Source organism: Pseudomonas sp. GW822-FHT03F08 (genome assembly GCF_058801265.1).
Genome location: NZ_JBXANC010000007.1, coordinates 370,713 through 396,212, shown reverse-complemented (window position 1 = coordinate 396,212; position 25,500 = coordinate 370,713). Strand labels below are relative to the sequence as shown.

Genomic DNA, 25,500 nt, shown 5'->3' with positions numbered 1-25,500 from the left:
CAATCAGTCCTAGCCTGACGGTCATTGAACCTCCAACGGAATCCAGACCATGTCGCCGCTGATTCGCTTATCCGCCAGTTTCATTGCCCTGATGATGGCCATGGGCATCGGGCGTTTCGCCCTTACACCGCAACTTCCCCACCTGATCAGCGAAGGGCAGATCGACCTGACCGCCGCCGGTCTGATTGCGGCAGCCAACTACCTCGGCTATCTGCTCGGCGCGATAGACGCGATGTTTTCTCGCCGGCCCGATCAGGTGCAACGGCGTCTGCACGGTGGCTTGTGGTTGTGCGTGCTGCTGACGCTGGCGTCGTTCTGGGCCAATGGTTTCTGGTCGCATCTGCTGCTGCGCTTCGGCACTGGCGTGGCGAGCGCGTGGGTGCTGGTGATGATCACCGCACTGAGCCAGCCGTTGGCTGCGGCGGCCGGTCGTCCGAGATTGGGAGCGCTGGTATTTGCCGGACCGGGTCTTGGGATTTTTCTGACGGGGTTGCTGGCGCTGTTCTCACATCTGGCGCAGCAGACTTCCGCCACCCTGTGGCTGATCTATGCCGCCGTGGCACTGGTGATGTTGCTGGGAATCGTGCGGATCCTGCCGCAACCGGGCGTCGGCGCAACCGTCACACCTTCCGCCGTCAATCATTCGAATCGCGGCATTGCGCGGTTGGCGGTGGTGTATGCCTTGTACGGCGTGGGCTACATCATCCCGGCCACGTTCCTGTCGCAGATGGCCAACGCGCAGTTTCACGGGCAATGGCAGGCCGATCTGTTCTGGCCGTGCTTCGGCCTCAGCGCCGCAATCGGTGTGTTGCTGGTGAGTTTGCGTCGGCATGATCCGGACACCACCCGTCACTGGTTGATGGCGACGTTGTGGCTGCAGGCCGCCGGGGTGTTTGCCTGCCTGTTGGGCAGCGGCCTCGGTCTGGCTTTGGGCGTGATCCTGTGCGGCACGCCGTTCCTGGCCTGCATGCAACTGGTGATGCAACGCTCCCGGGAAATGGCGCCCCACGCCACCCAGCGCAACGCCGGTCTGCTGACCGCGTGCTTCGCCGTCGGTCAGCTCAGCGGGCCGCTGCTGGCGGCGGTCAGCAGCCACTTCAGCGGCGGCCTGCAACCGGCGCTGGTGATCGCCGGCAGCGGGCTGCTGATTGCCGGTGGCCTGGCGTGGAAACCGCTTACGACTGGCAGAGCGCTTTGCGCAAACGCCGACGCACCCACTGTTCCGCGCTGACGAAGGTGATGCCGAGCAACACCAGCACGGCACCGATGATGAAGTTCATGCTCAGCTTTTCACCGAGCAACACCACGCCGAACGTGACGCCGAACAACGGCGTCATGAAGGAAAACACTGCCAGATTGGCTGCCAGATAACGGCGCAGCAGCCAGAACCAGGTCAGGTAACTGAAGAACGACACCACCAGGCCCTGGAACAGCACGCTGCCCACCGCCACGACGGTCAGGCTGACGTGGGTGATCTGGCCGCTGAGCAGTGCGATCAACAGCAGGCCGACGAAGCCGACAATCAGTTGATAAAAAAGCGTCAACGTCACCGGCGCTTCCGACAGGCGCGAGGCGCGCACCACCACGGTGGTCGCGCCCCAACTGGCCCCGGCCAGCACGCCGAGGGCATCGCCCAACAGCATGCGGTGATCGAGGTTGTCCCACGACACGCCGCCGGCAAACGCCACAGCGATCCCGACGAACGCCATGAAAATCCCCAGCCATTGCACCGGTCGCAGACGCTCGCTGGGCAACAGGAAATGCACACCCAGCGCGGTGAAGATCGGTGCGGTGTAAAGGAACACCGACATGTGCGCGGCCGTGGTCAACTGCAAGCCTTCGGAGATAAACAGGAACTCCAGACCGAACAAGGCACCGGCCAGCAAGCCGCCGCGCCATGTAGCTCCGACCTGATCCCAGCCGCCCTTCCAGCAGATGAGCAGTCCTACCAGCAACGCGGAAATCCCCGACCGCCCCGCCGCCTGCATCACCGGCGCGATATCGGTCGCCGCCCACTTGATCATCACCTGCTGCACGCCCCAGATCAGGCACAGGCCAACCATCACTTGCAGGGCAAACCCGTCGGCACTGCGCCGACTGACGCTCACCGCAACACCTCGAACACACACAACATGGCAGTTTTTCCAAAGGTCAAAACAAAGCCCCGGCTCTTCGTCCGGGGCGAAAAATGATGCGTGGATTATTAACCAGCCAGCCAGAAAAAGCCGTCTGGAAGAGACATTTCATGCTCCTCAAACGTCAGCGGTGAAGGGCTGATCTGCCAAAGCGGCCGGCCACGACAAATCCGACCGTACAGGCCAGCGCCGTGGCAAACGTCCCCCATGCCCAATCCATCAATGTCACCTGCACCGACCAGCCGCGCAACGTCGCCCAATTGGTCAGGTCATAAGTGCCATAAGCGACCAGCCCGAGCAGCGCGCCCATGCGGGCGGCTCGCTGCCAGCTCACTGCCGGCAACACCACAAACGCCACACAGCCGAAAACGTACAGGCAATAAAAAACCGCTGCTGGCACCAGCAACGGTTTTTCGAGCATCAGCGAACCGAGCAGTTCGCGATAGGTCGGCGCCATCAACACGCCGAGCCAGACGCCGTCGAGCAGAAGAAACGTCAGCAGCGTGGCGACGTAGGCAATCAGTGCTTTTTTCATCTGCCCGACCTCAAGTGAGCCCATGCAACATGGGCCACGTCAGGCTCAGGTTAGTTCAATGCGATCGGCATGAATGACGATCTTGCCTTCCTTGTACAACGAACCGATGGCCTTCTTGAAGTTGCCCTTGCTGACACCGAACAGGCTGCTGATCAGCGCCGGGTCGCTCTTGTCGCTGACGGCCAGGGTGCCATCGTTTTCGCGCAACTTGGCGAGGATCTTCGAACTCAGGCTGCTGGCCGCTTCCTGACCCACCGGTTGCAGGCTCAGGCTGATCTTGCCGTCGGCACGCACTTCCTTGATGAAACCTTTCTCGCGCATGCCGGAACGCATGAACTTGAAGATTTCGTTCTTGTGAATCAAACCCCAGTGCTTGTTGTTGATGACGGCCTTGAAACCCATGTCAGTGGATTCGGCCACCAGCAGATCAACTTCCTGGCCCACGCTGTAGTTGGCCGGGGTCTTGTCAAGGTAGCGATCAAGACGCGCGGTGGCGGTGATGCGGCGGGTGTGTTTGTCGAGGTAGACATGCACCACGCAGTACTCGCCGGCGGTCATCTGGCGTTTTTCTTCGGAGTAAGGCAGCAGCAGATCCTTCGGCAGGCCCCAATCGAGGAACACACCGATGCTGTTGACTTCAACAACTTTCAAACTGGCAAATTCACCGACCTGAACTTTTGGTTTTTCAGTGGTGGCAATAAGTTTGTCATCGCTGTCCAGATAAATGAAAACATTGAGCCAGTCTTCATCTTCGCTGGGAATATCTTTAGGGATATAACGGTTGGGCAAAAGAATTTCGCCGTCGGCACCGCCGTCCAGATATAAACCGAAGTTAGTGTGTTTAACCACTTGCAAACTGTTGTAGCGCCCGACTAAAGCCATTTCCAATACCCTCATTGCGTGGGCGGCATTCTACCCGGTTTTGCCGGGTTCGTTGGCCGGCAGATCCTCCCGCCGACGGAAATTTGCGCGAAGCCTTGATTTTCCTTGGTTTGCCGCCGAGCGGGCGCCACTCGTCAGACTACCTGGAGGACTCCCCGGCGCGCCGCCCCCTCGAAAAAGCCACCGACCCCGATAAATGTTGTTATTTAAAACAGCAGGTTAGCGGGATATTTCGAATAATTAATCGAGAATAATCCACCCGCACGCTGGGTTATTCCGGGGGATATTTACCAAGCAATTGTCAAGTTATTCCTGTACGATGCCTGGCCGAGTTACTTTTCTACAGGTTAATGGCCGCCATGCGTGTAAAAGCATCCACCAGCAAAGCAAAGCCAGCTCCAGCCGTTGAAACCAGCGAATCGATCAACGATCAGATCGCGGCATTCCTCAAGTCCGGCGGCGAAATCCAGCAAATTGCCAAGGGCGTCAGCGGCCAGACGTTCGGCCCGTCCAAGCAGATCAGCCTGGGCAAGAAGTAACACCCCGCAACACACCAGTCCCAAGGCGCTTTGAGCTTCGAAGCGTCTGGACCGGAACCCTCGCAAGACCTCTCTCGCGTTTAATCAAACTCAACAAAACAACAGAAATCGACGAACGGCCCTCGATGCCGATCATTCGCCGGTATCCTTGCACGCGTCTGGATCAAGCGTTTCAGCAGTCTTTATCGCACTGCGCTCGCTGTTCAAGGAGTGACGCATGCTCAAACCCCTCTGTTTATTTCTTGCAGGCCTGCTGGCGAGCCCGATGACGCACGCGCAGATTTTCCAGCGTGAACTCGGCGACTTCGACCTCAAGCTCGGCACCACGCCCAGCCGCAGCATGGCCCAGGGACTGGTCAAACCTTCTGCCGCCGGTTCGTTCCACGGCGGCCTCGATCTGAGCCATGACAGCGGCCTCTACGTCGGCCAGTACGCGCCGAGCATGGGACTGACGCCGGGCAAGAATCTGGAGATCGATTCCTACGTCGGCTTTAAACAACCCTTCGATCAAACCCTCGGCTACGAAGTCGGGATGATCCATTACAGCTATCCCAAGGTCGACACCCTCGACAGCCAGGAATTGTTCGGCGGCCTGACCCTGCTCGGCAGCCGTTTCGGCATCGCACTGAGCAATGATCCGGACAAACAGAACAACACCTTGTTTGCCGATCTGCGCGGCAACCAGCCGTTCGGCATCGGGATCAGCATGAAATACACCACCCATCAGCTCAATACACCGGTCTCGGTGGACGGCGGGTATGTCAGCAGTTTTACCGACTGGTCGGTGAAATTTTCCCGCCCGGTGATGGGCGTCGACCTCGACCTGATCTACAGCAACTCCAGCCTCAGCGGCAGCGATTGCTCCGCCTATTCCGGGCACAACAGCCAGTGCGACGGGCTGGTCACGCTAAAGGCCGAACGCGCGTTCTATTGATTGGCTGAACTGCCGGGCTCATCCTGCGTTCACATAAGCATCAGACTTCGAAGCCAGGCTCACGCAAGGATTCGCCCATGTCTCGCTGGTTCAAACAGATTGCCGCCCTGCTGGCTTTCACCCTCGCCCTCGGCGCCTGCAGCCGTGTAGGCCTCGCCTATCGCAATCTCGACGTGATCATTCCGTGGACGCTCAGCGACTACCTGGACATGAACGGCGAGCAGAAAGGCTGGTTCAACGAACGCCTCAAGGAACACCTGAGCTGGCACTGCAGCACGCAGTTGCCGGGTTATCTGGATTGGCTCGATCGCCTGCAAACCATGGTCGAGACCAATCAGGTCACCGACGCCGCGCTCCAGGCCCGCACCTTGGAGGCCAAGCAGGCGATTGCCGAGACCGCACGTGAGATCACCCCGTCGGCCATTGAGTTGCTGCAAGGACTGGATGACAAACAGGTCGCGGAAATGAACGACGCGTTTGCCAAGGATCTGCGCAAACGCCAACAGGAATATGTGAAGCCACCCTTGGCCCAGCAGATTGCCGAACGCGGCGCACGCATGGACAAGCGCCTCAACGACTGGCTCGGGCCGCTGAGTCCCACGCAAGAACAACGCGTGATGGCGTGGTCGACAGCTTTGGGCGACCAGAACACTCAATGGATCGCCAACCGTGCGCACTGGCAACAACAGTTCAGTGCAGCCGTCGCCCAGCGTAAAAGTCCGGAATTCCCACAGCGGATCGAGACGCTTCTGGTCTATCGCGAGCGTTTATGGACAGCGGATTACCGCAAGGCCTACGCCGACACCGAAGCCCTGGCGCGCTCGCTGGCGGTGGATCTGATGGCTGAAAGCACACCGCAACAACGCCAGCGCTTGTTGAAGAAAATCGAAGGGGTGCGCAAGGACTTCAATGATTTGAAGTGCCTGAAGGCCGCGAAGGCAGGCTGAGTTCACAGAACCTGCGGGAACCGAACAGCTCGGCTCCCGCAGGTTCGCATAAGGCGTTCAGGCAATCTGCGCCTTGGACGCCACACGATCGAACGTCGCCTCATCCAGCGCATCCTGCTGCTCATCCAGCACCTGGCGCGGATGATCATTACCGGGAATGCTGCTGTCGATCAGGCTCAACAGACTTGAACCGCGCGGGGTCAGGCTGAAGTTGTTGCCGGTGCTGCCCTCATCCTCCCCGCGGGGCCCGATGTAACCGCGCAGCAGCAACAGTTGCTCATATTGGCAGGCGATGGTTTTCAGATGATCCAGATTCTCGATCGGCTCGCCCGCCGCCGCTTTTTCCGCCGCATAGTCTTCTGCGTAAGAGCGCGGTGCGAAGCTGTGGCCTGCGCCGTTCTGTACTTCATGCAGCAGGCGTTCAATCAAATCCCAGTTATAAGTCGTCATCCTGATTCAACCTCCGGTGCGCGTGATTAATGGCGCCTTCAAAGGTTGTGACCCGAGCGGACAAGAGCCGTTCAGCTTCATTTACCGCCCCGGCCGACCGGCGGTCTGTCGATTTCCGACAGCGGCGAGCGACTAGTCTGAGACAGACGGTTTCAACCCCCGCAGGAGAAATCATCATGAACGTTGAGAATCATCCGGTGGTGTCGCGCGAAGAATGGCTCGCCGCCCGTAAGCAGCATCTGGCCGATGAAAAGGCCTTCACCAAAGAACGCGACCGCCTCAGCGCCAAACGCCGTGCACTGCCTTGGGTAAAGGTCGACAAGGATTACCGCTTCATGGGGCCGAACGGCGAATTGAAACTGGCTGACCTGTTCGGTAAACACAGCCAACTCGTCGTTTATCACTTCATGTTTGCCAAAGGCTGGGAGGAAGGCTGCCCGGGCTGCTCGTTCCTCAGCGATCACATCGACGGCGCCAATCAACACCTGGCCCATCACGACATTGCGCTGGTGGCGGTGTCCCACGCACCGTTCGCCGAATTCCAGGCCTTCAGGCGGCGGATGGGCTGGAAATTCGACTGGGTATCGTCGGACGGCTCCGATTTCAACTACGACTTCGGCGTTTGCGCCCACGCTGATGATGCCGAAGCCGGAAAGGCTACGTACAACTACGAAAAGACTGACAGTGGCGAAGAGGAAATGCCGGGGCTGAGCGTGTTCTATCGCGCCAACAACGGCGAGATTTTCCACACCTACTCGACCTACGCTCGAGGCCTGGACATGCTGGTCGGTGCCTACAACTACCTCGATCTCACGCCAAAAGGCCGGAATGAGGACGAGATCATGGAGTGGGTGCGGCATCACGATCGGTATGACGCGGAGCAAAAAACGGGTTGCTGCCATGGCGAGTCATGACACTGCCAATGGACGGACCAATGAACGTGGGGGATTTATGATCCCCCGCTCACAGCGTGCAGAGCATAACGATGAAACGTCACCAGAACTCGTGGGTATGAGCTCTATAATTTTTCTCGATTCGCTCTAGCAACAATGGCGCACTGATGATTCCCCTTGTGGGAAACGCCTGTTCTTGCAGGCTGAACTCCCTGTCCAGTCGATGTTCTTTAACTCCATCCCAAAGCCAGAGAGAACCGCCCGGCCCCCCTGCCCTTGCGCGAAAAACAGGAAAGGCTTGTAGCGGCTCAGGAACCGGGGCATGGCCCGCCACCGATAAAAGGCCTTGGTTCACTGCAGTTTGCACAGGAAAAAACGCTGAAAACTGCAGTTCACCCTCAACCACCGCTGAAAAATCCTTCGGCCGTTGTTCACGGAACCCGAAAAAGACACGGATCAAAAAGCCGTAGTCCGGGTGCCTGTGAGTGACCTGCGCGTAGGCAACGCCTTTTGAGGTCAATATTTGCAAGATATCGCCTGTTTTTACCCTTTTGGCCATTTGAAATCCTTCCACTATCCACTGCAGACGCAACGCATGATATCCATTGATTATTCGGCGTAAAGGTCAATTCTTTGTCCAGAAGGTTGTCAGGGAAACGTACCTCACAGCCAAGACCTGTGAACTTTCAAACGCCACAGCCCTCAACCGGTTAACCCGCCTTAACCGGATCTGAGGCCTGCCCCCATGAAAACCCTGCTCACCCTCACACTCGCCGCCACGCTCGCCTGCGCCCTGCCCGTCTGGGCCTGCACCCCGGAAGAAGCCACCGCCAAACGCGAACAATTGGCCAGGGAAGTCGCCAAGCTCACCGAGCAAAACCCGGCCAAGGCCAAGGAAATCAACGCCGAGTTGCAGAAGATGGATCTTGGCACGGCAGCCGCCGACCTGCCGGACAAGTGCCAACTGATCGATCAGCGGCTGAAGGAACTGGATTCGGCCGAGAAGAAAACCGAGGGCTGACATCTCGGTCAACGCCGCAGGCTTCGGCATCAACCGGTCAGAATCGATGCCAAAGCCCGCGTCCTTTCGTCTGGATATTTGCATTAATGCATTTTTATATTTGCATCAATGCATATTCAGACCTAGGGTTACCTCGAGCCTGATCGGAACCGGCCATCGGAGATGGCAACCCATTCACCACCGATCGCTCGCAACATCCACACGTTGGACGTTTGTTTTCATTCATGGAGGATTGAAAAATGTTAACCACTGAAACAACGCAATTCACCGGCAACACGTTGCCCGGGTGCCTGACCGGCCATCTGCTCGATGCGCAACTGGTCGAAGTCGAAGCGGCCCCACAGGCCAAGGCCCTGGCCGCCTCGAGTCTCAACTTCACGATGCAGCAACAGACCCAGACCAACTGGTGCTGGGCCGCGGTTTCCGCTTCGGTCGGCAACTATTACGGCACCGGGTCCTGGACCCAGTGCGGCGTTGCCAGCACCCAACTGAACCGCAACTGCTGCAGCCAGCCGGGGCCGTGCAACGTCTACGGCTATCTGGATTCGGCCCTGCAAACCACCCGCAGCTACAACGGGATGAATCAGGGTTCGTTGCAGATGTCGGCCATCCAGAACCAGATCAACATGGGCCGGCCTGTCGGTCTGCGTTGCGCCTGGTACGGCGGCGGTGCGCACTTCCTGACGATCTACGGCACCAACGGCAACTACGTGCTGGTCGCGGATTCGATCTACGGCTATTCGACCCGCGCGCTGAACTCGTTCCCCGGTTCCTACAACGGTGGCGGCAACTGGACTCACACTTACTTCACGGCGAAAAACTAGGAGGGCGACATCATGCAACTGACTTATCCAAAGGCGCCTTCCAACGGCGTACAGACCTTGCGTCCGGTGTTGCAAGCCGCGCTGCAAACCCAGGGCTTTGGCATCAATCGCCAGTTCGCCAGTGCTGCACCGGCGAAAATCAGCTTGAGCGAGGCCTATCGCGGCTACTCGCTCAGCCTGGATGACCTGAGCCAGGGCAAAGGCCTGAAGGACGCCCGGCTCGGCGACTGGCATTACCTGGTGTTTGCCGACGGTGTGTCGATTGCCGATGCGCAATTGGCCGAAGTCCGTGGTCACGTCGAGTTCGCCTCGTTGAACCACGGCAACCTGGCGGCGGCCACGGTCGATGCACTGAAACTGGCCGAGCAATCGCCACAGTTGCAGGGCAAAACCGTTGAGCTGCGAGTGTTGTTCGTTTCGGCGCTGCATGTCGTAGCGATCTGGCTGCACGCGGCGGGTGAAGATGTGCTGATCCCGATCGAACCGACACCCAAGGAACTGGCTCTGACCGGTTTGTACAGCGAGGCAGCCCTGCTCGCACAGCTCAAACCAAAAGCGGATCAGGCCAAGCAGCGCTTTGATGCCGACACCCGTGGGCAGCTGGGCAGCTGACAAACTCAGGGAATAAAAAAACCCGGACAGTGTCCGGGTTTTTTATTCCCTGCCTGAAACGCCTTACTCGGCCGCAGGTGCAACCGGCTTGCGGCGCTTGAGCGGAGCCATGCCGTCGCTGCTTACCAGAGAATCCGGCTTCGGACGGTTGGCGCTCTTGCGCTTGGTCGGGGTCTTGGCGGCGGTTTTCTTCTTGTCGCCCTTGGCGTCGGTCTTTTTCTTCTTCACGCCGACGGCCTTGCCCGAGGCCTTGACCTTTTTCGGTCCGCCGTAGGTGCCTTTGACTTCCTTGATGGTGCGGCGCTCGAAGCTCTGCTTCAGATAACGCTCGATGCTCGACATCAGGTTCCAGTCGCCGTGGCAGATCAGCGAGATCGCCAGACCGTCGTTGCCGGCACGGCCGGTACGGCCGATGCGGTGCACGTATTCGTCGCCGCTGCGTGGCATGTCGAAGTTGATCACCAGATCCAGACCATCAACGTCCAGACCACGGGCCGCGACGTCGGTAGCCACCAGGATCTTAACGCCGCCCTGCTTCAGACGATCGATCGCCAGTTTGCGATCCTTCTGGTCTTTCTCGCCGTGCAGCACGAACGCCTTGTATTCCTGGGCGACGAGGCGACCGTAGATGCGGTCGGCCATGGCCCGGGTGTTGGTGAAGACGATGGCCTTCTGGTAGGTCTCGTTGGCCAGCAGCCAGTTCACGATCTGTTCTTTGTGCTGGTTGTGGTCGGCGGTGATGATCTGCTGACGAGTGGTCGAGTTCAGCTGGCTGACCGCGTTGAGCTGCAAGTGCTCAGGGTTGTTCAGCACCTTGGCGATCATCTCGCGCAGGCCGGAACCGCCGGTGGTGGCGGAGAACAGCATGGTCTGCTGACGGTTCGGGCATTCATCGACCAGACGCTGCACGTCTTCGGCAAACCCCATGTCGAGCATGCGGTCGGCTTCGTCGAGCACCAGCACTTCGACTTCTTTCAGGTCGAGGTTGCCGGCGTTCAGTTGCTCGATCATCCGGCCCGGGGTGCCGATCAGGATGTCCGGCACCTTGCGCAGCATCGCTGCCTGGACCTTGAAGTCTTCACCGCCGGTGATCAGGCCGGACTTGATGAAAGTGAACTGCGAAAAGCGCTCGACTTCCTTCAGGGTCTGCTGGGCCAGCTCGCGGGTCGGCAGCAGGATCAGGGTCTTGATGCTGACGCGGATCTTGGCCGGACCGATCAGGCGGTTGAGGATCGGCAGGACAAACGCGGCGGTCTTGCCGCTACCGGTTTGCGCCGTCACCCGCAGGTCACGCCCCTGAAGCGCCAGCGGAATGGCCGCGGCTTGCACAGGCGTTGGCTCGACAAATTTCAGCTCGGCCACGGCTTTGAGCAGGCGTTCGTGCAGGGCGAATTGGGAAAACACGGGTGCTACCTCGAAGATATGCAAAAAATCAGCTGCATAGGTTACCGGTTTCGAGCGCTCAGGCCGAGTTTCTTTGTGAAATCAGCCGTAATCAGTGGCTTTTTTGTTGCTCGATTTGTCTCCAACGGTAATACACAGCGTCTTAAATGCTCTAATCGCCCGTCGCGTCTTACAGAAGAATCGTCTCTCTCATGGATTTCAAACAGCTCTGGCTCAACGCCCAAGACCTCTGGGGTGCCCTCGATCAGCACCCGCTCCTGCACGCCGGCCTGGCGTTGATCCTGCTGCTGGTGATCGCGCTGGTCCTCGGACGAGTGGCGCGTTACCTGATCCTGCATGCCAGCCGCATGCTCGGTCGACAGCCCGCGCTGCACTGGCTCAACGACTTTCGGCATAACAAGGTGTTTCAGCGCCTGGCGCAGATGACGCCGTCGCTGGTGATCCAGTTCGGCCTGCACCTGGTGCCGGAACTGAGCAAGACCGCCACGGTGTTTCTCGGCAATGTCGCGCTGGCGTTCACCATTCTGTTCCTGCTGCTGTCGGTCAGCGCCCTGCTCAATGCCCTGCTGGACATCTACGCCCGCACCGAACACGCCCGCACCCGCTCGATCAAGGGCTACGTGCAACTGGCAAAAATGGTCTTGTACGTGTTCGGCGCGATCATCATCGTCGCCACCCTGATCGACCGTTCGCCGCTGTTGCTACTGTCCGGTCTGGGTGCGATGTCGGCGGTGATCCTGTTGGTCTACAAGGACACCCTGCTGTCGTTCGTCGCCAGCGTACAACTGACCAGTAACGACATGCTGCGGGTCGGCGACTGGATCGAAATGCCGCAAGTCGGCGCCGATGGCGATGTGGTCGACATCACCCTGCACACGGTCAAGGTGCAGAACTTCGACAAGACCATCGTCTCGATCCCGACCTGGCGCCTGATGTCCGAGTCGTTCAGAAACTGGCGCGGCATGCAGCAGTCCGGCGGGCGGCGGATCAAGCGCAGTCTGTTCATCGACGCCAGCGGTGTGCGTTTCATCCGCGACGATGAAGAAGAAAAACTCTCCCAGGTACACCTGCTGACCGCCTACATGGGCCGCAAGAAAGCCGAGCTCAAGGCCTGGAACGAAGCGCAGGGCAACGTCGCGGCGATGTCGGCCAACCGCCGGCGCATGACCAACATCGGTACGTTCCGCGCCTATGCGCTGGCCTATCTGAAGAGCCACCCGGAGATCCAGCCGAACATGACCTGCATGGTTCGCCAGATGCAGACCACGGCTCAGGGCATTCCGCTGGAAATCTACTGCTTTACCACCACCACGGTGTGGGCCGATTACGAGCGGATTCAGGGGGATATTTTCGATTACCTGCTGGCGGTGCTGCCGGAGTTTGGCTTGAGCTTGTATCAGCAGCCGAGCGGTGGGGATTTGCGCTCCGGATTGTTGCCGGCAGTCCTTGGCGCTAGCCACATTCCCGAGGCCGAAAAACACCGGATGTAGACCTTTCTCGCGGACAACAAAAAAGACGCAACCCCGGTTGCGTCTTTTTTTGTCCTGCCGACTTACTTGGCCTGCCGCTGCGGTGCCTTGTGCACCATGGTGTAGGCGTAGTCGACGCCCATGCCGTATGCGCCGCTGTGTTCCAGCACCAGGTCCATCACCGCCTGATAAGTGTCTTTGTGCGCCCAGTCACGCTGGTACTCGAGCAGCACTTGCTGCCAGGTCACCGGCACTGCGCCCGCCTGAATCATTCGCTGTACCGACATGTCGTGGGCTTCTTTGGTAGTGCCGCCGGACGCGTCGGTGACGATGTACACCTCGTAGCCTTCGGCCAGGGCTTCCAGGGCCGGGAAGGTCAGGCAGACCTCGGTCCACAGCGCGGCGATGATCAGCTTCTTGCGGCCGGTGGCCTTCACCGCGTCAACCAGCGCCTTGTCTTCCCAGGAGTTCATCGAGGTGCGCTCGATCGGCTTCTGCTCCGGGTGCACCGCCAGCAGTTCCGGCCAGATGTAGCCGCTGAAGCTTTCGGTTTCGACCGAAGTGTAGATGGTCGGCACGTTGAAGATCTTCGCAGCCTTGGCCAGGCCGACGGTGTTGTTCTTCAGGGTCTGACGGTCGATCGACTGTACGCCGAAAGCCATTTGCGGCTGGTGGTCGATCAGGATCAGGGCGGAGTTGGTTGGGTTCAGCAGTTCACGGATAGACATGGCGCGTTCCTTTTGATGTCGATTCAGAGTTTCGATTGAGTAATGAGTGAGTCGAGTCGCTTGCCGTCTTCGGCGTTGTTGTCTCGGCTTGGATGTCACTTTAGGGGCTAGCCGATAAAGGGACAATTCCCTAAAATCGAGAATCATTGATTCTAAAACAGGGACAATCATGGATCGCATCGAATGCATGCGCGCCTTCGTGGTGACGGTCGGCGAGAACGGCTTTGCGGCCGCCGCCCGGGCCATGGACGTGCCCCGGTCGAAAGTCAGCAAACAGATTCAGGCGCTGGAAGAAGCCATCGGCGTACAACTGCTGCAACGCACCACCCGCAGCCTGCACCTGACCGAGGCTGGCGCCGAATATTTCGAAGCGGCGCGGGAAGTGATTGCGGCACTGGACGAGGCCGAGCAGCGAGCCCGGGACGGGGTTGGCGAATTGCGCGGTGTGTTGCGGGTGAATGCGCCGATGTCGTTCGGCCTGCGGCGCTTGGGCAAGCTGATCCCGCTGTTCCACGAGCAGCACCCGAACATCGAGCTGCAACTGGTGCTCAGCGACCAACAGGTCGATCCGGTACGCGGCGGGTTCGACGTGACCATCCGCATTGCCAGCCTGCCCGACTCGACCATGATCGCCCGACAACTGGCGCCAGCGCCGCGAATCATGGTCGCCTCCCCCGCTTACCTCGACCGCGCGGGCACGCCGCAGTCGCCCCAGGATCTGCGTTCACATCAATGCTTGAACTACGGCTATCTGCAGAGCGGCGTCAGCCTGCAACTGTGCAATGGCAAGGAAACCCAACGGGTCAACGTGACCGGGCCGCTGCACGCCAACAACGGCGACTTGCTGGCGCAAGCGGCGGAGGCCGGCATGGGCATTGCGCTGCTGCCGGACTTCATCGTCGAAGAAGCGCTGGCCGCCGGGCGACTGGTGCCGGTGCTGTGCGAATGGCAAGCCCCGGCGATCACTATCAACGCGGTGTACTCGTCGGCGCGGCGGGTGCCGCAGAAGACCCGGGCGTTTATCGAGTTTCTGGTGGGGCAATTGGCGCCGGCTTGCGAATCCCCAACCGACTGATCCACACCGCCGCCAGAATCACGCCGCCACCGAGGAACAACCGCCCCAGTTCCTCATGCTGATTCCAGATCAGCAGGTTCAGCAGCAATCCCACCGGCACGTGCAGGTTGTTCATCACCGCCAGGGTGCCGCCGTTGACCAGGCATGCGCCCTTGTTCCACCAGTACAGACCGAGTGCGGTCGAGACCAGGCCCAGGAACACCAACACGCCCCATTGCAGTGGCGCTTCTGGCAGGAAGTTGGATTTGCCGAACAGCAGGAACGCCGGCAACGCCACCGCGAGTGCGCCGAGGTAGAAGAAACCGAAGCGCCGGTAGTGCGGCAGATCGCTCGGATGCTTCGCCACCAGATGTTTGTACAACACCTGCCCGGCGGCGTAGGTGAAGTTGGCCAGTTGCAGCAGCAGGAAGCCCATGAAGAAGTCCGGGTTGATCCGGTCATAGCGAATCACCGCCGCACCGCACACGGCCACCAGCGCCGCGATCAGCGCCCATGGATTGAAGCGGCGATTGAGCGCGTCTTCGATCAGGGTCACGTGCAGCGGCGTGAGGATGGTGAACAGCAGCACTTCCGGCACCGTCAGTACCCGGAAGCTCAGGTACAAACAAACGTAGGTCACGCCGAACTGCAACGCGCCGATCAGCAGCATGCCGCGCATGAACGCCGGCTCCACCGAACGCCAGCGGGTCAGCGGGATGAACACCAGCCCGGCCAGCACCACGCGCACCAGCACCGCGAAGTAGCTGTCGACATGCCCGGCCAGGTATTCGCCGATCAGACTGAAGGAAAACGCCTGGATCAGCGTGACAATAAGTAGATAGCCCATGGTCGCCTCGATTTCGAATGGCGGCGACGATAGCGGTTTTTCCCGGCCATCGCTAAATCCCGGGCAAAAAAAAGCCCGATCTCGCTAAAGCGTTCAATCGGGCTACAGCACTCAGGAGCAACAAGTGCAAAGGGAGGTTCGATGCGCGTAGAGCCTTGAAGGGGTTGCGCCAGGTCACTAGAACAATCGGCGATTATCTGGCGATTAACATATCAAGCGACCTGGGACAGTTTGGCGTTGGCCTGGTTGAGGCCCTTCTCCTGGAAGTCACCGCCCAGGTTCATGCCTTCGGCGTGGATGAAGGTCACGTCGTGGATACCGATGAAACCCATCACCTGACGCAGGTACGGTTCCTGGTGATCCGCCGGGCCGCCGGCGTAGATGCCGCCGCGAGCGGTCAGGACGTAGGCACGTTTACCGCTGAGCAGGCCTTGCGGGCCGGTTTCGGTGTACTTGAAGGTGACGCCGGCACGCAGTACGTGGTCGAGCCAGGCTTTCAGGGTGCTCGGGATGGCGAAGTTGTACATCGGCGCGGCCATCACCAGCACGTCGGCGGCCAGCAGTTCATCGGTCAATGCGTTGGAACGATCCAGCGAGGATTGCTCGTTGGCGTTGCGCTGTTCGGCGGATTTCATCCAGCCGCCCAGCAGGTTGATGTCCAGGTGTGGCACCGGGTTCACGGCGAGGTCACGTACGGTGATCTGATCGGCCGGGTGTGCAGCTTTCCACTGACTGATGAAGGTCTGGGTCAGTTGACGGGATACCGAGTCTTGCTGGCGGGCGCTGCTTTCGATGATCAGAACGCGGGACATGGTGTGTAGCCTCCATCCGAGAATGTTGTAAGTCGATGGAGTGAAGGTTAAACAGAGTCGTATCGATGAAAAAGCGCAAATAACTGCTATAAAGCATCGATAAATTCGTTTATAAGCTGACGCATACCTTGTGGGAGCACACGGGCTCCCACAAAGAGGCGGGTGTTATTTCGGGTTGCAGCTCAGTTCGACGCGCAGCTTGATGATCTCGCGGGAGAACTTGGCGGTGGCGTTGGTATGTTTGCCAGCCGGCACTTCGATATTGCGAGTGCGCGGCGCCTCCGGGCCGTTGCTGAATACGACTTTGCAGACCGCGTCGACCTCGCCGTAGTTGGCGACCCGGATGGAGCCGATGTCTTTATCGGTATCGAAGGACTCGTAGTCGATCTTCAGGCCATTGAGATTCTTCTGCACATCGATCGGATACGCAAACGCGGTCAGCGGCAGCAGCGCCAGCACCACACAACAGAATTTTTTCATTCGGCAGTCTCCATGAGGGACAGCCAGCTTAGGACAAGAGGAGCTATTGATGAAAGCGCCCCGCGTGACCCTTGATCAATGGCGAACGTTGCAGGCGGTGGTCGACCACGGCGGATTCGCCCAGGCCGCCGAGGCCCTGCACCGTTCGCAATCGTCGGTGAGCTACACCGTCGCCCGCATGCAGGACCAGCTCGGTGTGCCATTGCTGCGCATCGACGGCCGCAAGGCAGTGCTGACCGAAGCCGGCGGCGTGTTGCTGCGGCGTTCGCGACAACTGGTGAAGCAGGCCAGCCAACTGGAGGACCTCGCCCATCATATGGAGCAAGGCTGGGAGGCCGAAGTGCGGCTGGTGGTCGATGCCGCCTACCCGAGCGCCCGCCTCGTTCGTGCGCTGACCGCGTTCATGCCGCAGAGCCGTGGCTGCCGCGTGCGTCTGCGTGAAGAAGTGCTGTCGGGTGTCGAGGAAGTGTTGCTCGAAGGCGTGGCCGATCTGGCCATCACCGGCCTGAGCATTCCCGGTTACCTCGGCGCGGAGTTGAGCGACGTGGAATTCGTCGCCGTCGCCCACCCTGAACACGCGCTGCATCGACTGAACCGTGAGCTGAACTTCCAGGACCTGGAAACCCAGATGCAAGTGGTGATCCGCGACTCCGGCCGCCAGCAGCCCCGGGACGTCGGCTGGCTCGGCGCCGAACAGCGCTGGACCGTCGGCAGCCTCGCCACCGCCGCCAATTTCGTTTCCAGTGGCCTGGGCTTTGCCTGGCTGCCACGGCACATGATCGAACGTGAATTGAAGGAAGGCCTGCTCAAGCTGCTACCGTTGGATCAGGGCGGCAGCCGCAATCCGAGTTTCTATCTGTACTCGAACAAGGACAAACCGCTGGGCCCGGCCTCGCAGATCCTCGTCGAACTGTTGCGCACCTTCGACACCTTGCCGCTGGACGCACCGTTCGCCGCCCCCGAACAAGCCTGACACGGAGTTCACCGATGGCGTATTTCGAGCATGAAGGTTGCAACCTGCACTACGAGGAATATGGCCACGGCGATCCGTTGCTGCTGGTTCACGGGCTCGGTTCCAGCACGCTGGACTGGGAAATGCAGATCCCGGCACTGGCCGCGCAATACCGGGTGATCGTCCCGGACGTGCGCGGCCATGGCCGTTCCGACAAGCCCCGCGAACGCTACAGCATCGCCGGGTTCAGCGCCGACATCGTCGCCCTGATCGAACACCTGAAGCTCGGCCCGGTGCACTACGCCGGGCTGTCCATGGGCGGCATGATCGGCTTCCAGTTCGCCGTCGATCAGCCGCAGATGCTCAAGAGCCTGACCATCGTCAACAGCGCGCCCGAGGTCAAGGTGCGCAGCCGCGACGATTACTGGCAGTGGTTCAAGCGCTGGAGCCTGATGCGCCTGCTGAGCCTGGCCACCATCGGCAAAGCCCTTGGCGCCAAGCTGTTCCCCAAGCCGGAGCAGGCAGATTTGCGACAGAAGATGGCCGAGCGCTGGGCAAAAAACGACAAACGTGCTTATCTCGCCAGCTTCGATGCGATTGTTGGCTGGGGGGTTCAGGAACGACTTTCGAGGATCTCCTGTCCAACGCTCGTCGTCAGCGCCGACCGGGACTACACCCCCGTTTCGCTGAAAGAAACCTATGTCAGACTGCTGCCCGATGCGCGGCTGGTGGTGATCGCCGATTCACGCCACGCCACCCCGCTCGATCAACCCGAACGTTTCAATCAAACGCTGCTGGAGTTTCTCGCCACAGCCGATATTCACCCTCAGGATCACTGAACCATGCTGAAAAAAATCGCCCTCGCCGCCGGCACCGTGCTGTTCGCCGCCAACCTGATGGCTGCCACGCCGGCCAAGGCGCCACACGTCGAACTGGTGACCACCAACGGCACCATCGAAATCGAGCTGGACCCGGTCAAGGCGCCGATCAGTACCAAGAACTTCCTTGAGTACGTCGACAGCGGCTTCTACACCAACACCATTTTCCACCGCGTGATCCCGGGCTTCATGGCTCAGGGCGGCGGTTTCACCCAGCAGATGGCACAAAAAGACACCAAGGCACCGATCAAGAACGAAGCCAGCAACGGTCTGCACAACGTTCGCGGCACCCTGTCGATGGCCCGTACTTCCGATCCAAACTCGGCCACCAGCCAGTTCTTCATCAACGTTGCCGACAACGCGTTCCTCGATCCGGGCCGCGACGCCGGTTACGCCGTGTTCGCCAAAGTGGTCAAGGGCATGGACGTGGTCGACATCATCGTCAACTCCCAGACCACCACCAAACAGGGCATGCAAAACGTGCCTGTCGACCCTGTGATCATCAAGTCGGCCAAGCGCATCGACTAAGCTTTACAGGGCGTATCGAGCGGCGTCGATTATCCATCGCGCCGCTCACACTGATAAAAGGAGAGCCCGTACTCCGGGCGGTTATCTGATGCTCTATCGCCGTTTCGAACAACTGATCGACATATTCCGTGACGCCCCGACGGCGGCTCCGCCGAACCGTGTTCTGCCCTTCTATACCTATTACCTGAAGCAGGTCTGGCCAAGTTTCGCCGCCCTGCTGGTGGTCGGCCTGTTCGCCGCACTGATCGAAGTGGCGCTGTTCAGTTACCTGAGCCGCATCATCGACCTGGCCCAGGGCACGCCGAACCCGAATTTCTTCCACGACCACGCTTTCGAACTGACCTGGATGGTGGTGGTTGCACTGGTGCTGCGCCCGATCTTCTTCGGCCTGCACGACTTGCTGGTGCACCAGACGCTGAGCCCGGGCATGACCAGCATGATTCGCTGGCAGAACCACAGCTACGTGCTCAAGCAGAGCCTGAACTTCTTCCAGAACGACTTCGCCGGGCGCATCGCCCAGCGCATCATGCAGACCGGCAACTCGCTGCGCGACTCCGCCGTGCAGGCGGTGGATGCCCTGTGGCACGTGCTGATCTACGCGGTCAGTTCGCTGGTGCTGTTCGCCGAGGCCGACTGGCGCCTGATGATCCCGCTGCTCACGTGGATCGCCGCTTACATCGGCGCACTCTATTACTTCGTGCCACGGGTCAAGGATCGCTCGGTCGCGGCTTCGGATGCGCGTTCGAAGCTGATGGGCCGGATCGTCGACGGCTACACCAACATCGCCACCCTGAAGCTGTTCGCCCACACCAATTTCGAACAGCACTACGCCCGCGAAGCCATGCAGGAGCAGACCGAAAAGGCTCAGATGGCCGGGCGCGTGGTCACCAGCATGGACGTGGCGATCACCACCATGAACGGCCTGCTGATCGTTGGCACCACCGCGCTGGCGCTGTGGCTGTGGTCGCAGTCGCTGATCACCGTCGGCGCCATCGCCCTGGCGACCGGTCTGGTGATTCGCATCGTCAACATGTCCGGCTGGATCATGTGGGTGGTCACCGGGATCTTCGAAAACATCGGCATGGTCCAGGACGGTCTGCAGACCATCTCGCAACCGGTCAGCGTCACCGATCACGAACAGGCCAAACCGCTGGCCGTGGCCCGTGGCGAAGTGCGTTTCGAGCACGTGGATTTTCACTACGGCAAGAAGAAAGGCATCATCGGCGACCTCAACCTGACCATCAAACCGGGGGAAAAGATCGGTCTGATCGGCCCGTCCGGTGCCGGCAAATCGACCCTGGTCAACCTGCTGCTGCGCCTGTACGACGTGGAGGGTGGGCGGATCCTGATCGACGGCCAGAACATCGCCGAAGTCGGCCAGGAAAGCCTGCGCGCACGGATCGGCATGATCACCCAGGACACTTCGCTGCTGCACCGTTCGATCCGCGACAACTTGCTGTACGGAAAGCCTGACGCCACCGACGCCGAACTCTGGGAGGCGGTGCGCAAGGCCCGTGCCGATGAGTTCATCCCGCTGCTGTCGGATGCCGAAGGTCGCACTGGTTTCGATGCCCATGTCGGCGAGCGCGGGGTGAAACTGTCCGGCGGCCAGCGCCAGCGGATCGCGATTGCGCGAGTGCTGCTCAAGGACGCGCCGATCCTGATCATGGACGAAGCGACCTCGGCGCTGGACTCGGAAGTCGAAGCGGCGATCCAGGAAAGCCTGGAAACCCTGATGCAGGGCAAGACCGTGATCGCCATTGCCCACCGCCTCTCGACCATTGCCCGCATGGATCGGCTGGTGGTGCTGGAAAACGGCAAGATCGCCGAAAGCGGCAACCATGCCGAACTGCTGGCCCATGGCGGGTTGTATGCGCGGTTGTGGGCACACCAGACCGGAGGGTTTGTCGGCATCGACTGACCCTGCGCGAAACACAAAAACCGCCACAGCCCCTCTGCCACGGGCTCTGGCGGTTTTTTATCGCCTGCTGGAAATCCCTTGAATCCCTGCTGTAATCAGCGAAGGTTCTGGAGATGAACCTGTCGTAATTCTGCAAGGAAGCACAACTCGATGCAGTCTCGATAGCACGTCTATCAAGGACACTCTCATGTCTCTGTTCAAACGTTCAGTCACTGAGTTGTTGGGTACGTTCTGGTTGGTATTGGGCGGGTGTGGCAGTGCGGTGATCGCCGCGTCTTCACCTATGGGAATCGGCGTGCTGGGGGTCGCCCTGGCGTTTGGTCTGACGGTGCTGACCATGGCGTTTGCCATCGGCCACATCAGCGGGTGTCACCTCAACCCGGCCGTGTCGGTCGGTCTGGTCGTCGGCGGTCGGTTCCCGGCCAAAGAACTGCCTGCCTACATCATCGCCCAGGTGATCGGCGGGATTCTGGCAGCGGCATTGCTCTACCACATCGCCAGCGGCAAGGAGGGTTTCGACATCGCCGCCGGCCTTGCCTCCAACGGCTATGGCGAGCACTCGCCGGGCAAATACTCGATGGCCGCCGGGTTCGTCACCGAACTGGTGATGACTGCCATGTTCGTGGTGATCATCCTTGGCGCCACCGACAAGCGCGCGCCGGCCGGACTGGCACCGATTGCCATCGGCCTGGGCCTGACGCTGATCCACCTGATCTCGATTCCGGTGACCAACACCTCGGTCAACCCGGCCCGCAGCACGGGCCCGGCGCTGATGGTCGGTGGCTGGGCGATCGCACAGTTGTGGATGTTCTGGGTCGCGCCGTTGCTGGGCGCGGTGGTTGGCGGCGTGGTCTATCGCTGGCTGGGCAAGGAAGACAGTTGAGGGCAGCGGCGAGGATCAGGCTTGCCGATACGGCAAGGCGCTCCTCGCCTCTTCCGCGTAAGCCAGAACACCGGCGCGTTCCTGCTGAAGGAAATCCTTCACGGCGGCTTTCAGGCCGGGATGACGCAGGTAGTGCCAGGAATGGGTGATCACCGGTTCAAAGCCGCGAATCAGTTTGTGTTCGCCCTGGGCGCCGGCGTCGAAGCGCTGGAAACCCTGGGCAATCGCGTAGTCCATGCCCTGATAGAAACAGGTTTCGAAATGCAGCCGGTCGAACTCGGCCAGGCAACCCCAGTAACGACCGTAAAAGCTGTCGCCCCCCACCAGACTGAACGCCATCGCCACCGGCCTTGAGCCCTGTTTGGCCAGCACGACACGAATCGATTCCGGCATGCGCTCGGCCAGCAGGCTGAAAAACTCCCGTGTCAGATACGGCGCCTGACGACGCACCGCATAGGTGTTGGCATAGCAGGCATAAACAAAATCCCACTGCGCCTCGTCCAGTTCTCGTCCTTCCAGCCATTCGAACTCGAAACCCTGCCCCGCCACTTGCTCGCGCTCCTTTCGCATCTGTTTGCGCTTGCGCGAACTGAGCACGTCGAGAAAGTCCTGGAAGTCGCGATAGCCGCGATTCTGCCAGTGATATTGACAGCCGATGCGTTGCAGCCAGCCCGGTTGTTCGGCCATGGCAGCGTCGGTGAAGGGGTCAGTGAAGTTGATGTGGGCGCTGGAGAGTTCTTCGATTTGCAGATAGCCCGGCAGGCTCTTGAGCAGTTCGAATCCGTCCTCGACGTTCGCCGCCAGCAACCGCGGACCACTGACCGGGCTGAAGGGCACGGCGCTCAGAAACTTGGGGTAGTAATCAATGCCGGCGCGGGCGCAGGCGTCGGCCCAGCCGTGATCGAACACGTATTCGCCGTAGGAATGCCACTTGCGGTAACCGGGCAGCGCCGCGATCAGACGACCGTCTTCGACATGCAGCAAATGCTCCGGCTGCCAGCCGGTGTGCGGGCCGACACTGCCGCTGTCTTCCAGCGCGCCGAGGAAAGCATGGCGCAGAAACGGCTGGTTGTCCGGCACCAGTGCATCCCAGAGCGCCGGTTCGATTTCCGACAGTTTTTGCAGGCGCTGCAACGGCATTTTCCTCTCCACATCCGGGCCTGAAAGCCTCGCGAGTATCGCCCATCGCCTTGATCTTGCACACGACCAATTGCGCGACAGCGCTCTAAATCAATAGTTCACGGAAGTTTTGTATCGTCATCAACCTGCCATCACCGTGCCACTGCTCTGTCATAAACCATCGCGATACTGGCGCCTGTTTTTAGAGCGCCGGGTTCTACCCGGACACAGTTTTCCGACGTTCAAATCGTCGGTTGTGCCCAGGATGGTTCAGCCATCCCTCTCATCTTCGGAGATTGCTATGCGTCTTGCTTCCACGAAAACTGCGGCAGCCCTGTGCGGTGGCCTGTTGCTGGCCATGAGTGTTCCGGCCAGTGCCGCAGTCGACGCCAAACTGCTCGAAATGCTCAAGGCCAACGGTTCCATTACCCAGGCGCAGTACGTAGAACTGCAAACTGAACTGGCCCAGGATCAGAAGGCCCAGCAAATCGCGCAGCAGGCGCAGCAAGAGACCAACGAGCAGATCGCGGCGACCGCGAAGAAAACCAACGAACTGAGCACCTTCGACCAGAAACTGGCCTGGGCTGCCAAGACCCAGTTCAAGGGTGACGTGCGTTTCCGTCAGGAAACCGTCAAGAACGATGGCGTACCGAACGCCAAGGACCAGGACCGTCAGCGCATTCGTGCCCGTCTGGGTGCCTACACCGAAATCAACCCGCAGGTGGACACCGGTATCCGTATCGCCACCGGCAGCAGCGACGACGCCCGCTCCACCAACCAGGACCTGAACAACTACTTCGACAAGAAGCAGATCTGGCTCGACCAGGGTTACGTCGACTACCACCCTGACGCCATCAAGAACCTGCACCTGATCGCCGGTAAAATGAACCAGCCTTGGGTGAGCATGGGCGACATCATCTGGGACAGCGACATCAACCCGGAAGGCCTGGCCGTCACCTACAAGTACCCGCTGAACGGCAGCGCCGAGCTGTTCGGTAGCGCCGGTCACTACACCCTCAAGGACAACGTCGATGGCGAAGGCGTGCAGTTCAAGCACGACCTGCGTCTGTACGCCGGCCAGTTGGGCGGTCGTTTCGCACTGACCGACAGCCTGAAACTGACCCTGGGCGGCAGTATCTATTCCTACGACAACGACAAGGACAGTGCCTGCCCGACCACCGGCACCGTGACCGCGCCATGCGCCCTGGCCGTCAACGGCAACAGCCCGAACGAAACCTTCAAACTGTATGAAGGCTTTGGTCAGCTGGACGTCGCCAACCTGCCAGTACCGCTGTCGATCTACGGTCAGTACGTCAACAACAACGACGCCAGCAACGACCAGGACACTGGCTGGCTGGCCGGCGTCAAGACCAAGGTTTACGGCTTCGGGATCGACTACAACTACCGCGACGTACAGCGTAACGCTGTGGTGGGTGCCTTCACCGACTCCGACTTCGCCAACGGCTACACCGGTTCGCGCGGCAGCAAGCTGAAAGTGAGCTACGAGCTGGACAAGAACTTCACCCTGGGCGCCACGTATTTCATGGCTAACTCGGACTACACCAACGCCAGCCTCAAGAAGACTGACTCCGACATCAACACCCTGCAACTGGATGCCGAAGCCAAGTTCTAAAACAGCAATGCCAGGCTTCAAGCCGCGAGTGAATGCCTCACTTGTCGCTTGAAGCTGCTTTTCTCCTACAGCCCGGCGCAGCAGCAGCGATCCCCATCATCCGTTCGCCGCTGTTGTGCCGGGCTGTTTTTTGCCTCAGGAATTGTCTTTTCGTCGCTGCTCGGCCAAGCGCTCGGCCAATGCGTCCAGATCCCCTTCCGGTTTCTCCGGCATCTTGCGCAACGTCGCCTGCATCAGCCGCATCTGGCGAATGAAACGCCGGCAATTGGGGCAGAACATCAGGTGATGACGCACCATCAGCTTCTCGCGAAAGCTCAACTGGCCATCGAGATAATCGCTGGATCGTGCCACTTGCTCCTTGCAGGTCAACATTCGCCGGTCTCCTCAAAATGTTCCACGGTCGCGAAGACCTTCAAGCGTGCCCGATGCAGCAGCACACGGACATTGGAGAGCGAGATCTCCAGAAGATTACAGATCTCTTCCAGCTCCAGGCCCTGACGCTCGCGCAGCAACAGCACACTGCTTTGCAGTTCTGACAGGCTGAGCAGCGTGTGCTCCAGGCATTCGCGCAGTTCATTTTCGGTGAGCAGCGCTTCGGGCGTGTCCTGATGCCAGGCGAACGGTGCGACCAGCCAGTGACCGTCGCCGGGAGAAAAACGGTCGTCGTCGATGGTGCCGTGGGGCGACGGCAGATCATCCATCAGCACTTCCCGGCGATTCTGCTTGTAGCGACCCTTGGCCGAGTTGGCGGTGATGGTCAGCAGCCAGGTCTTGAGACTGGAGCGGCCCTCGAAGCTGCCGATATGGCGCACCACCGACAGCCAGGCGTCCTGCACCACTTCTTCGACGTGGCGCTGGCCGACAATCGCATAGGCCACCGCGCGCATGGCGCTCTGGTAGGTGGTGACCAGTTCCTTGAAAGCCTTTTGCTCGCCAGCCAGCAGGCGTTCGAGCAATTGAGTGTCATCCGTTGCAGCCATCGATACCTCACGGGCAAAAAAAATCGCAGCCTGCGACGGC

Annotated in this window: 29 protein-coding genes; 16 read left to right on the top strand and 13 right to left on the bottom strand. The window is 60.0% G+C overall.

What is annotated here, in order from left to right:
- Positions 1–49: 49 nt before the first annotated feature.
- A complete protein-coding gene (locus AC1RME_RS20190) occupies positions 50–1,231 on the top strand; it encodes an MFS transporter (protein ID WP_096819338.1) in 1,182 nt (393 codons plus the stop codon).
- On the opposite strand, the gene AC1RME_RS20185 is transcribed toward AC1RME_RS20190, so the two are convergent.
- The 3 genes from AC1RME_RS20185 to AC1RME_RS20175 all read right to left on the bottom strand — a co-directional run bounded on the left by AC1RME_RS20185 (position 1,176) and on the right by AC1RME_RS20175 (position 3,552).
- On the bottom strand, positions 1,176–2,108 hold the full coding sequence (locus AC1RME_RS20185) for a DMT family transporter (protein WP_493091660.1): 933 nt from the start codon (positions 2,106–2,108) through the stop codon (positions 1,176–1,178). The genes AC1RME_RS20190 and AC1RME_RS20185 overlap by 56 nt on opposite strands.
- Before the next feature lie 151 nt (positions 2,109–2,259).
- Positions 2,260–2,670, bottom strand: coding sequence for a DUF2177 family protein (locus AC1RME_RS20180; protein WP_096819340.1), 411 nt, complete (start codon positions 2,668–2,670; stop codon positions 2,260–2,262).
- Between the two features lie 45 nt (positions 2,671–2,715).
- Positions 2,716–3,552, bottom strand: a complete 837-nt coding sequence (locus AC1RME_RS20175) for a CvfB family protein (RefSeq protein ID WP_096819341.1) — start codon at positions 3,550–3,552, stop codon at positions 2,716–2,718.
- Between the two features lie 350 nt (positions 3,553–3,902).
- On the opposite strand from AC1RME_RS20175, the gene AC1RME_RS20170 reads away from it, so the two are divergent.
- From AC1RME_RS20170 to AC1RME_RS20160, 3 genes are all read left to right on the top strand, one after another.
- Complete coding sequence (locus tag AC1RME_RS20170) at positions 3,903–4,091, top strand: PFL_1563 family small protein (RefSeq protein WP_016985943.1); 189 nt, start codon at positions 3,903–3,905, stop codon at positions 4,089–4,091.
- A 217-nt stretch (positions 4,092–4,308) separates the two neighbouring features.
- Positions 4,309–5,025: a TorF family putative porin gene (locus AC1RME_RS20165; protein ID WP_096819342.1), complete on the top strand. Its 717-nt coding sequence runs from the start codon at positions 4,309–4,311 to the stop codon at positions 5,023–5,025.
- Positions 5,026–5,102: 77 nt separating this feature from the next.
- Positions 5,103–5,972: a DUF6279 family lipoprotein gene (locus tag AC1RME_RS20160; protein ID WP_096819343.1), complete on the top strand. Its 870-nt coding sequence runs from the start codon at positions 5,103–5,105 to the stop codon at positions 5,970–5,972.
- Between the two features lie 57 nt (positions 5,973–6,029).
- On the opposite strand, the gene AC1RME_RS20155 is transcribed toward AC1RME_RS20160, so the two are convergent.
- Positions 6,030–6,422 (bottom strand): transcriptional regulator, encoded by a 393-nt coding sequence (locus AC1RME_RS20155; RefSeq protein WP_096819344.1) that lies wholly within the window; start codon positions 6,420–6,422, stop codon positions 6,030–6,032.
- 176 nt (positions 6,423–6,598) lie between these two features.
- On the opposite strand from AC1RME_RS20155, the gene AC1RME_RS20150 reads away from it, so the two are divergent.
- Positions 6,599–7,336 (top strand): DUF899 domain-containing protein, encoded by a 738-nt coding sequence (locus AC1RME_RS20150; protein ID WP_096819345.1) that lies wholly within the window; start codon positions 6,599–6,601, stop codon positions 7,334–7,336.
- Positions 7,337–7,415: 79 nt separating this feature from the next.
- Here AC1RME_RS20150 and AC1RME_RS20145 read toward each other — a convergent pair whose 3' ends face one another.
- The gene (locus AC1RME_RS20145) at positions 7,416–7,907 is read right to left on the bottom strand and encodes a hypothetical protein (RefSeq protein ID WP_217993301.1); all 492 of its coding nucleotides are present in this window, start codon (positions 7,905–7,907) and stop codon (positions 7,416–7,418) included.
- A gap of 153 nt (positions 7,908–8,060) precedes the next feature.
- Between AC1RME_RS20145 and AC1RME_RS20140 the strand changes: the two genes are divergently transcribed.
- The 3 genes from AC1RME_RS20140 to AC1RME_RS20130 all read left to right on the top strand — a co-directional run bounded on the left by AC1RME_RS20140 (position 8,061) and on the right by AC1RME_RS20130 (position 9,772).
- Positions 8,061–8,336 carry a hypothetical protein gene (locus tag AC1RME_RS20140; protein ID WP_493091659.1) on the top strand — a complete coding sequence of 92 codons (276 nt, stop codon included), beginning with the start codon at positions 8,061–8,063 and terminating at the stop codon, positions 8,334–8,336.
- 239 nt (positions 8,337–8,575) lie between these two features.
- Positions 8,576–9,160 (top strand): C39 family peptidase, encoded by a 585-nt coding sequence (locus AC1RME_RS20135; protein ID WP_102620291.1) that lies wholly within the window; start codon positions 8,576–8,578, stop codon positions 9,158–9,160.
- 12 nt (positions 9,161–9,172) lie between these two features.
- Complete coding sequence (locus tag AC1RME_RS20130; protein WP_273540964.1) at positions 9,173–9,772, top strand: hypothetical protein; 600 nt, start codon at positions 9,173–9,175, stop codon at positions 9,770–9,772.
- A gap of 63 nt (positions 9,773–9,835) precedes the next feature.
- Here the strand turns inward: AC1RME_RS20130 and AC1RME_RS20125 are convergent, their stop codons facing one another.
- Positions 9,836–11,176, bottom strand: a complete 1,341-nt coding sequence (locus AC1RME_RS20125) for a DEAD/DEAH box helicase (RefSeq protein ID WP_096819350.1) — start codon at positions 11,174–11,176, stop codon at positions 9,836–9,838.
- A 191-nt stretch (positions 11,177–11,367) separates the two neighbouring features.
- Between AC1RME_RS20125 and AC1RME_RS20120 the strand changes: the two genes are divergently transcribed.
- Complete coding sequence (locus tag AC1RME_RS20120) at positions 11,368–12,666, top strand: mechanosensitive ion channel family protein (RefSeq protein WP_096819351.1); 1,299 nt, start codon at positions 11,368–11,370, stop codon at positions 12,664–12,666.
- Between the two features lie 62 nt (positions 12,667–12,728).
- Here the strand turns inward: AC1RME_RS20120 and AC1RME_RS20115 are convergent, their stop codons facing one another.
- A complete protein-coding gene (locus AC1RME_RS20115) occupies positions 12,729–13,373 on the bottom strand; it encodes a hydrolase (RefSeq protein WP_085648570.1) in 645 nt (214 codons plus the stop codon).
- Between the two features lie 169 nt (positions 13,374–13,542).
- On the opposite strand from AC1RME_RS20115, the gene AC1RME_RS20110 reads away from it, so the two are divergent.
- Positions 13,543–14,448, top strand: a complete 906-nt coding sequence (locus AC1RME_RS20110; protein WP_493091658.1) for a LysR family transcriptional regulator — start codon at positions 13,543–13,545, stop codon at positions 14,446–14,448.
- Here AC1RME_RS20110 and AC1RME_RS20105 read toward each other — a convergent pair.
- The 3 genes from AC1RME_RS20105 to AC1RME_RS20095 all read right to left on the bottom strand — a co-directional run bounded on the left by AC1RME_RS20105 (position 14,393) and on the right by AC1RME_RS20095 (position 16,566).
- Positions 14,393–15,274: a carboxylate/amino acid/amine transporter gene (locus AC1RME_RS20105; protein ID WP_102620243.1), complete on the bottom strand. Its 882-nt coding sequence runs from the start codon at positions 15,272–15,274 to the stop codon at positions 14,393–14,395. The genes AC1RME_RS20110 and AC1RME_RS20105 overlap by 56 nt on opposite strands.
- Before the next feature lie 212 nt (positions 15,275–15,486).
- Positions 15,487–16,086 (bottom strand): FMN-dependent NADH-azoreductase, encoded by a 600-nt coding sequence (locus AC1RME_RS20100; protein ID WP_493091657.1) that lies wholly within the window; start codon positions 16,084–16,086, stop codon positions 15,487–15,489.
- A 165-nt stretch (positions 16,087–16,251) separates the two neighbouring features.
- A complete protein-coding gene (locus AC1RME_RS20095) occupies positions 16,252–16,566 on the bottom strand; it encodes a 3-phosphoglycerate kinase (protein WP_085710332.1) in 315 nt (104 codons plus the stop codon).
- Between the two features lie 49 nt (positions 16,567–16,615).
- Between AC1RME_RS20095 and AC1RME_RS20090 the strand changes: the two genes are divergently transcribed.
- The 5 genes from AC1RME_RS20090 to aqpZ all read left to right on the top strand — a co-directional run bounded on the left by AC1RME_RS20090 (position 16,616) and on the right by aqpZ (position 21,728).
- Positions 16,616–17,539 carry a PA3225 family LysR-type transcriptional regulator gene (locus AC1RME_RS20090; RefSeq protein ID WP_007956543.1) on the top strand — a complete coding sequence of 308 codons (924 nt, stop codon included), beginning with the start codon at positions 16,616–16,618 and terminating at the stop codon, positions 17,537–17,539.
- Between the two features lie 14 nt (positions 17,540–17,553).
- Entirely contained in the window at positions 17,554–18,357 is an 804-nt protein-coding gene (locus AC1RME_RS20085) for an alpha/beta fold hydrolase (RefSeq protein ID WP_096819355.1), read from the top strand.
- 3 nt (positions 18,358–18,360) lie between these two features.
- Positions 18,361–18,924, top strand: coding sequence for a peptidylprolyl isomerase (locus tag AC1RME_RS20080; RefSeq protein ID WP_096819356.1), 564 nt, complete (start codon positions 18,361–18,363; stop codon positions 18,922–18,924).
- Between the two features lie 88 nt (positions 18,925–19,012).
- The gene (locus tag AC1RME_RS20075; protein WP_096819357.1) at positions 19,013–20,845 is read left to right on the top strand and encodes an ABC transporter ATP-binding protein; all 1,833 of its coding nucleotides are present in this window, start codon (positions 19,013–19,015) and stop codon (positions 20,843–20,845) included.
- A gap of 187 nt (positions 20,846–21,032) precedes the next feature.
- Positions 21,033–21,728 (top strand): aquaporin Z, encoded by a 696-nt coding sequence (gene aqpZ, locus AC1RME_RS20070; protein ID WP_096819358.1) that lies wholly within the window; start codon positions 21,033–21,035, stop codon positions 21,726–21,728.
- 15 nt (positions 21,729–21,743) lie between these two features.
- Here aqpZ and AC1RME_RS20065 read toward each other — a convergent pair whose 3' ends face one another.
- Positions 21,744–22,868, bottom strand: coding sequence for a GNAT family N-acetyltransferase (locus AC1RME_RS20065; RefSeq protein WP_096819359.1), 1,125 nt, complete (start codon positions 22,866–22,868; stop codon positions 21,744–21,746).
- A 280-nt stretch (positions 22,869–23,148) separates the two neighbouring features.
- Between AC1RME_RS20065 and AC1RME_RS20060 the strand changes: the two genes are divergently transcribed.
- The gene (locus AC1RME_RS20060; RefSeq protein ID WP_096819360.1) at positions 23,149–24,480 is read left to right on the top strand and encodes a putative porin; all 1,332 of its coding nucleotides are present in this window, start codon (positions 23,149–23,151) and stop codon (positions 24,478–24,480) included.
- Between the two features lie 135 nt (positions 24,481–24,615).
- Here the strand turns inward: AC1RME_RS20060 and AC1RME_RS20055 are convergent, their stop codons facing one another.
- Together AC1RME_RS20055 and AC1RME_RS20050 are read right to left on the bottom strand one after the other, a co-directional pair.
- Complete coding sequence (locus AC1RME_RS20055; protein ID WP_096819361.1) at positions 24,616–24,852, bottom strand: anti-sigma factor family protein; 237 nt, start codon at positions 24,850–24,852, stop codon at positions 24,616–24,618.
- Positions 24,846–25,460: an RNA polymerase sigma factor gene (locus tag AC1RME_RS20050; RefSeq protein WP_102620240.1), complete on the bottom strand. Its 615-nt coding sequence runs from the start codon at positions 25,458–25,460 to the stop codon at positions 24,846–24,848. Before AC1RME_RS20050 ends, AC1RME_RS20055 begins: the two co-directional genes overlap by 7 nt.
- Positions 25,461–25,500 lie beyond the last annotated feature (40 nt).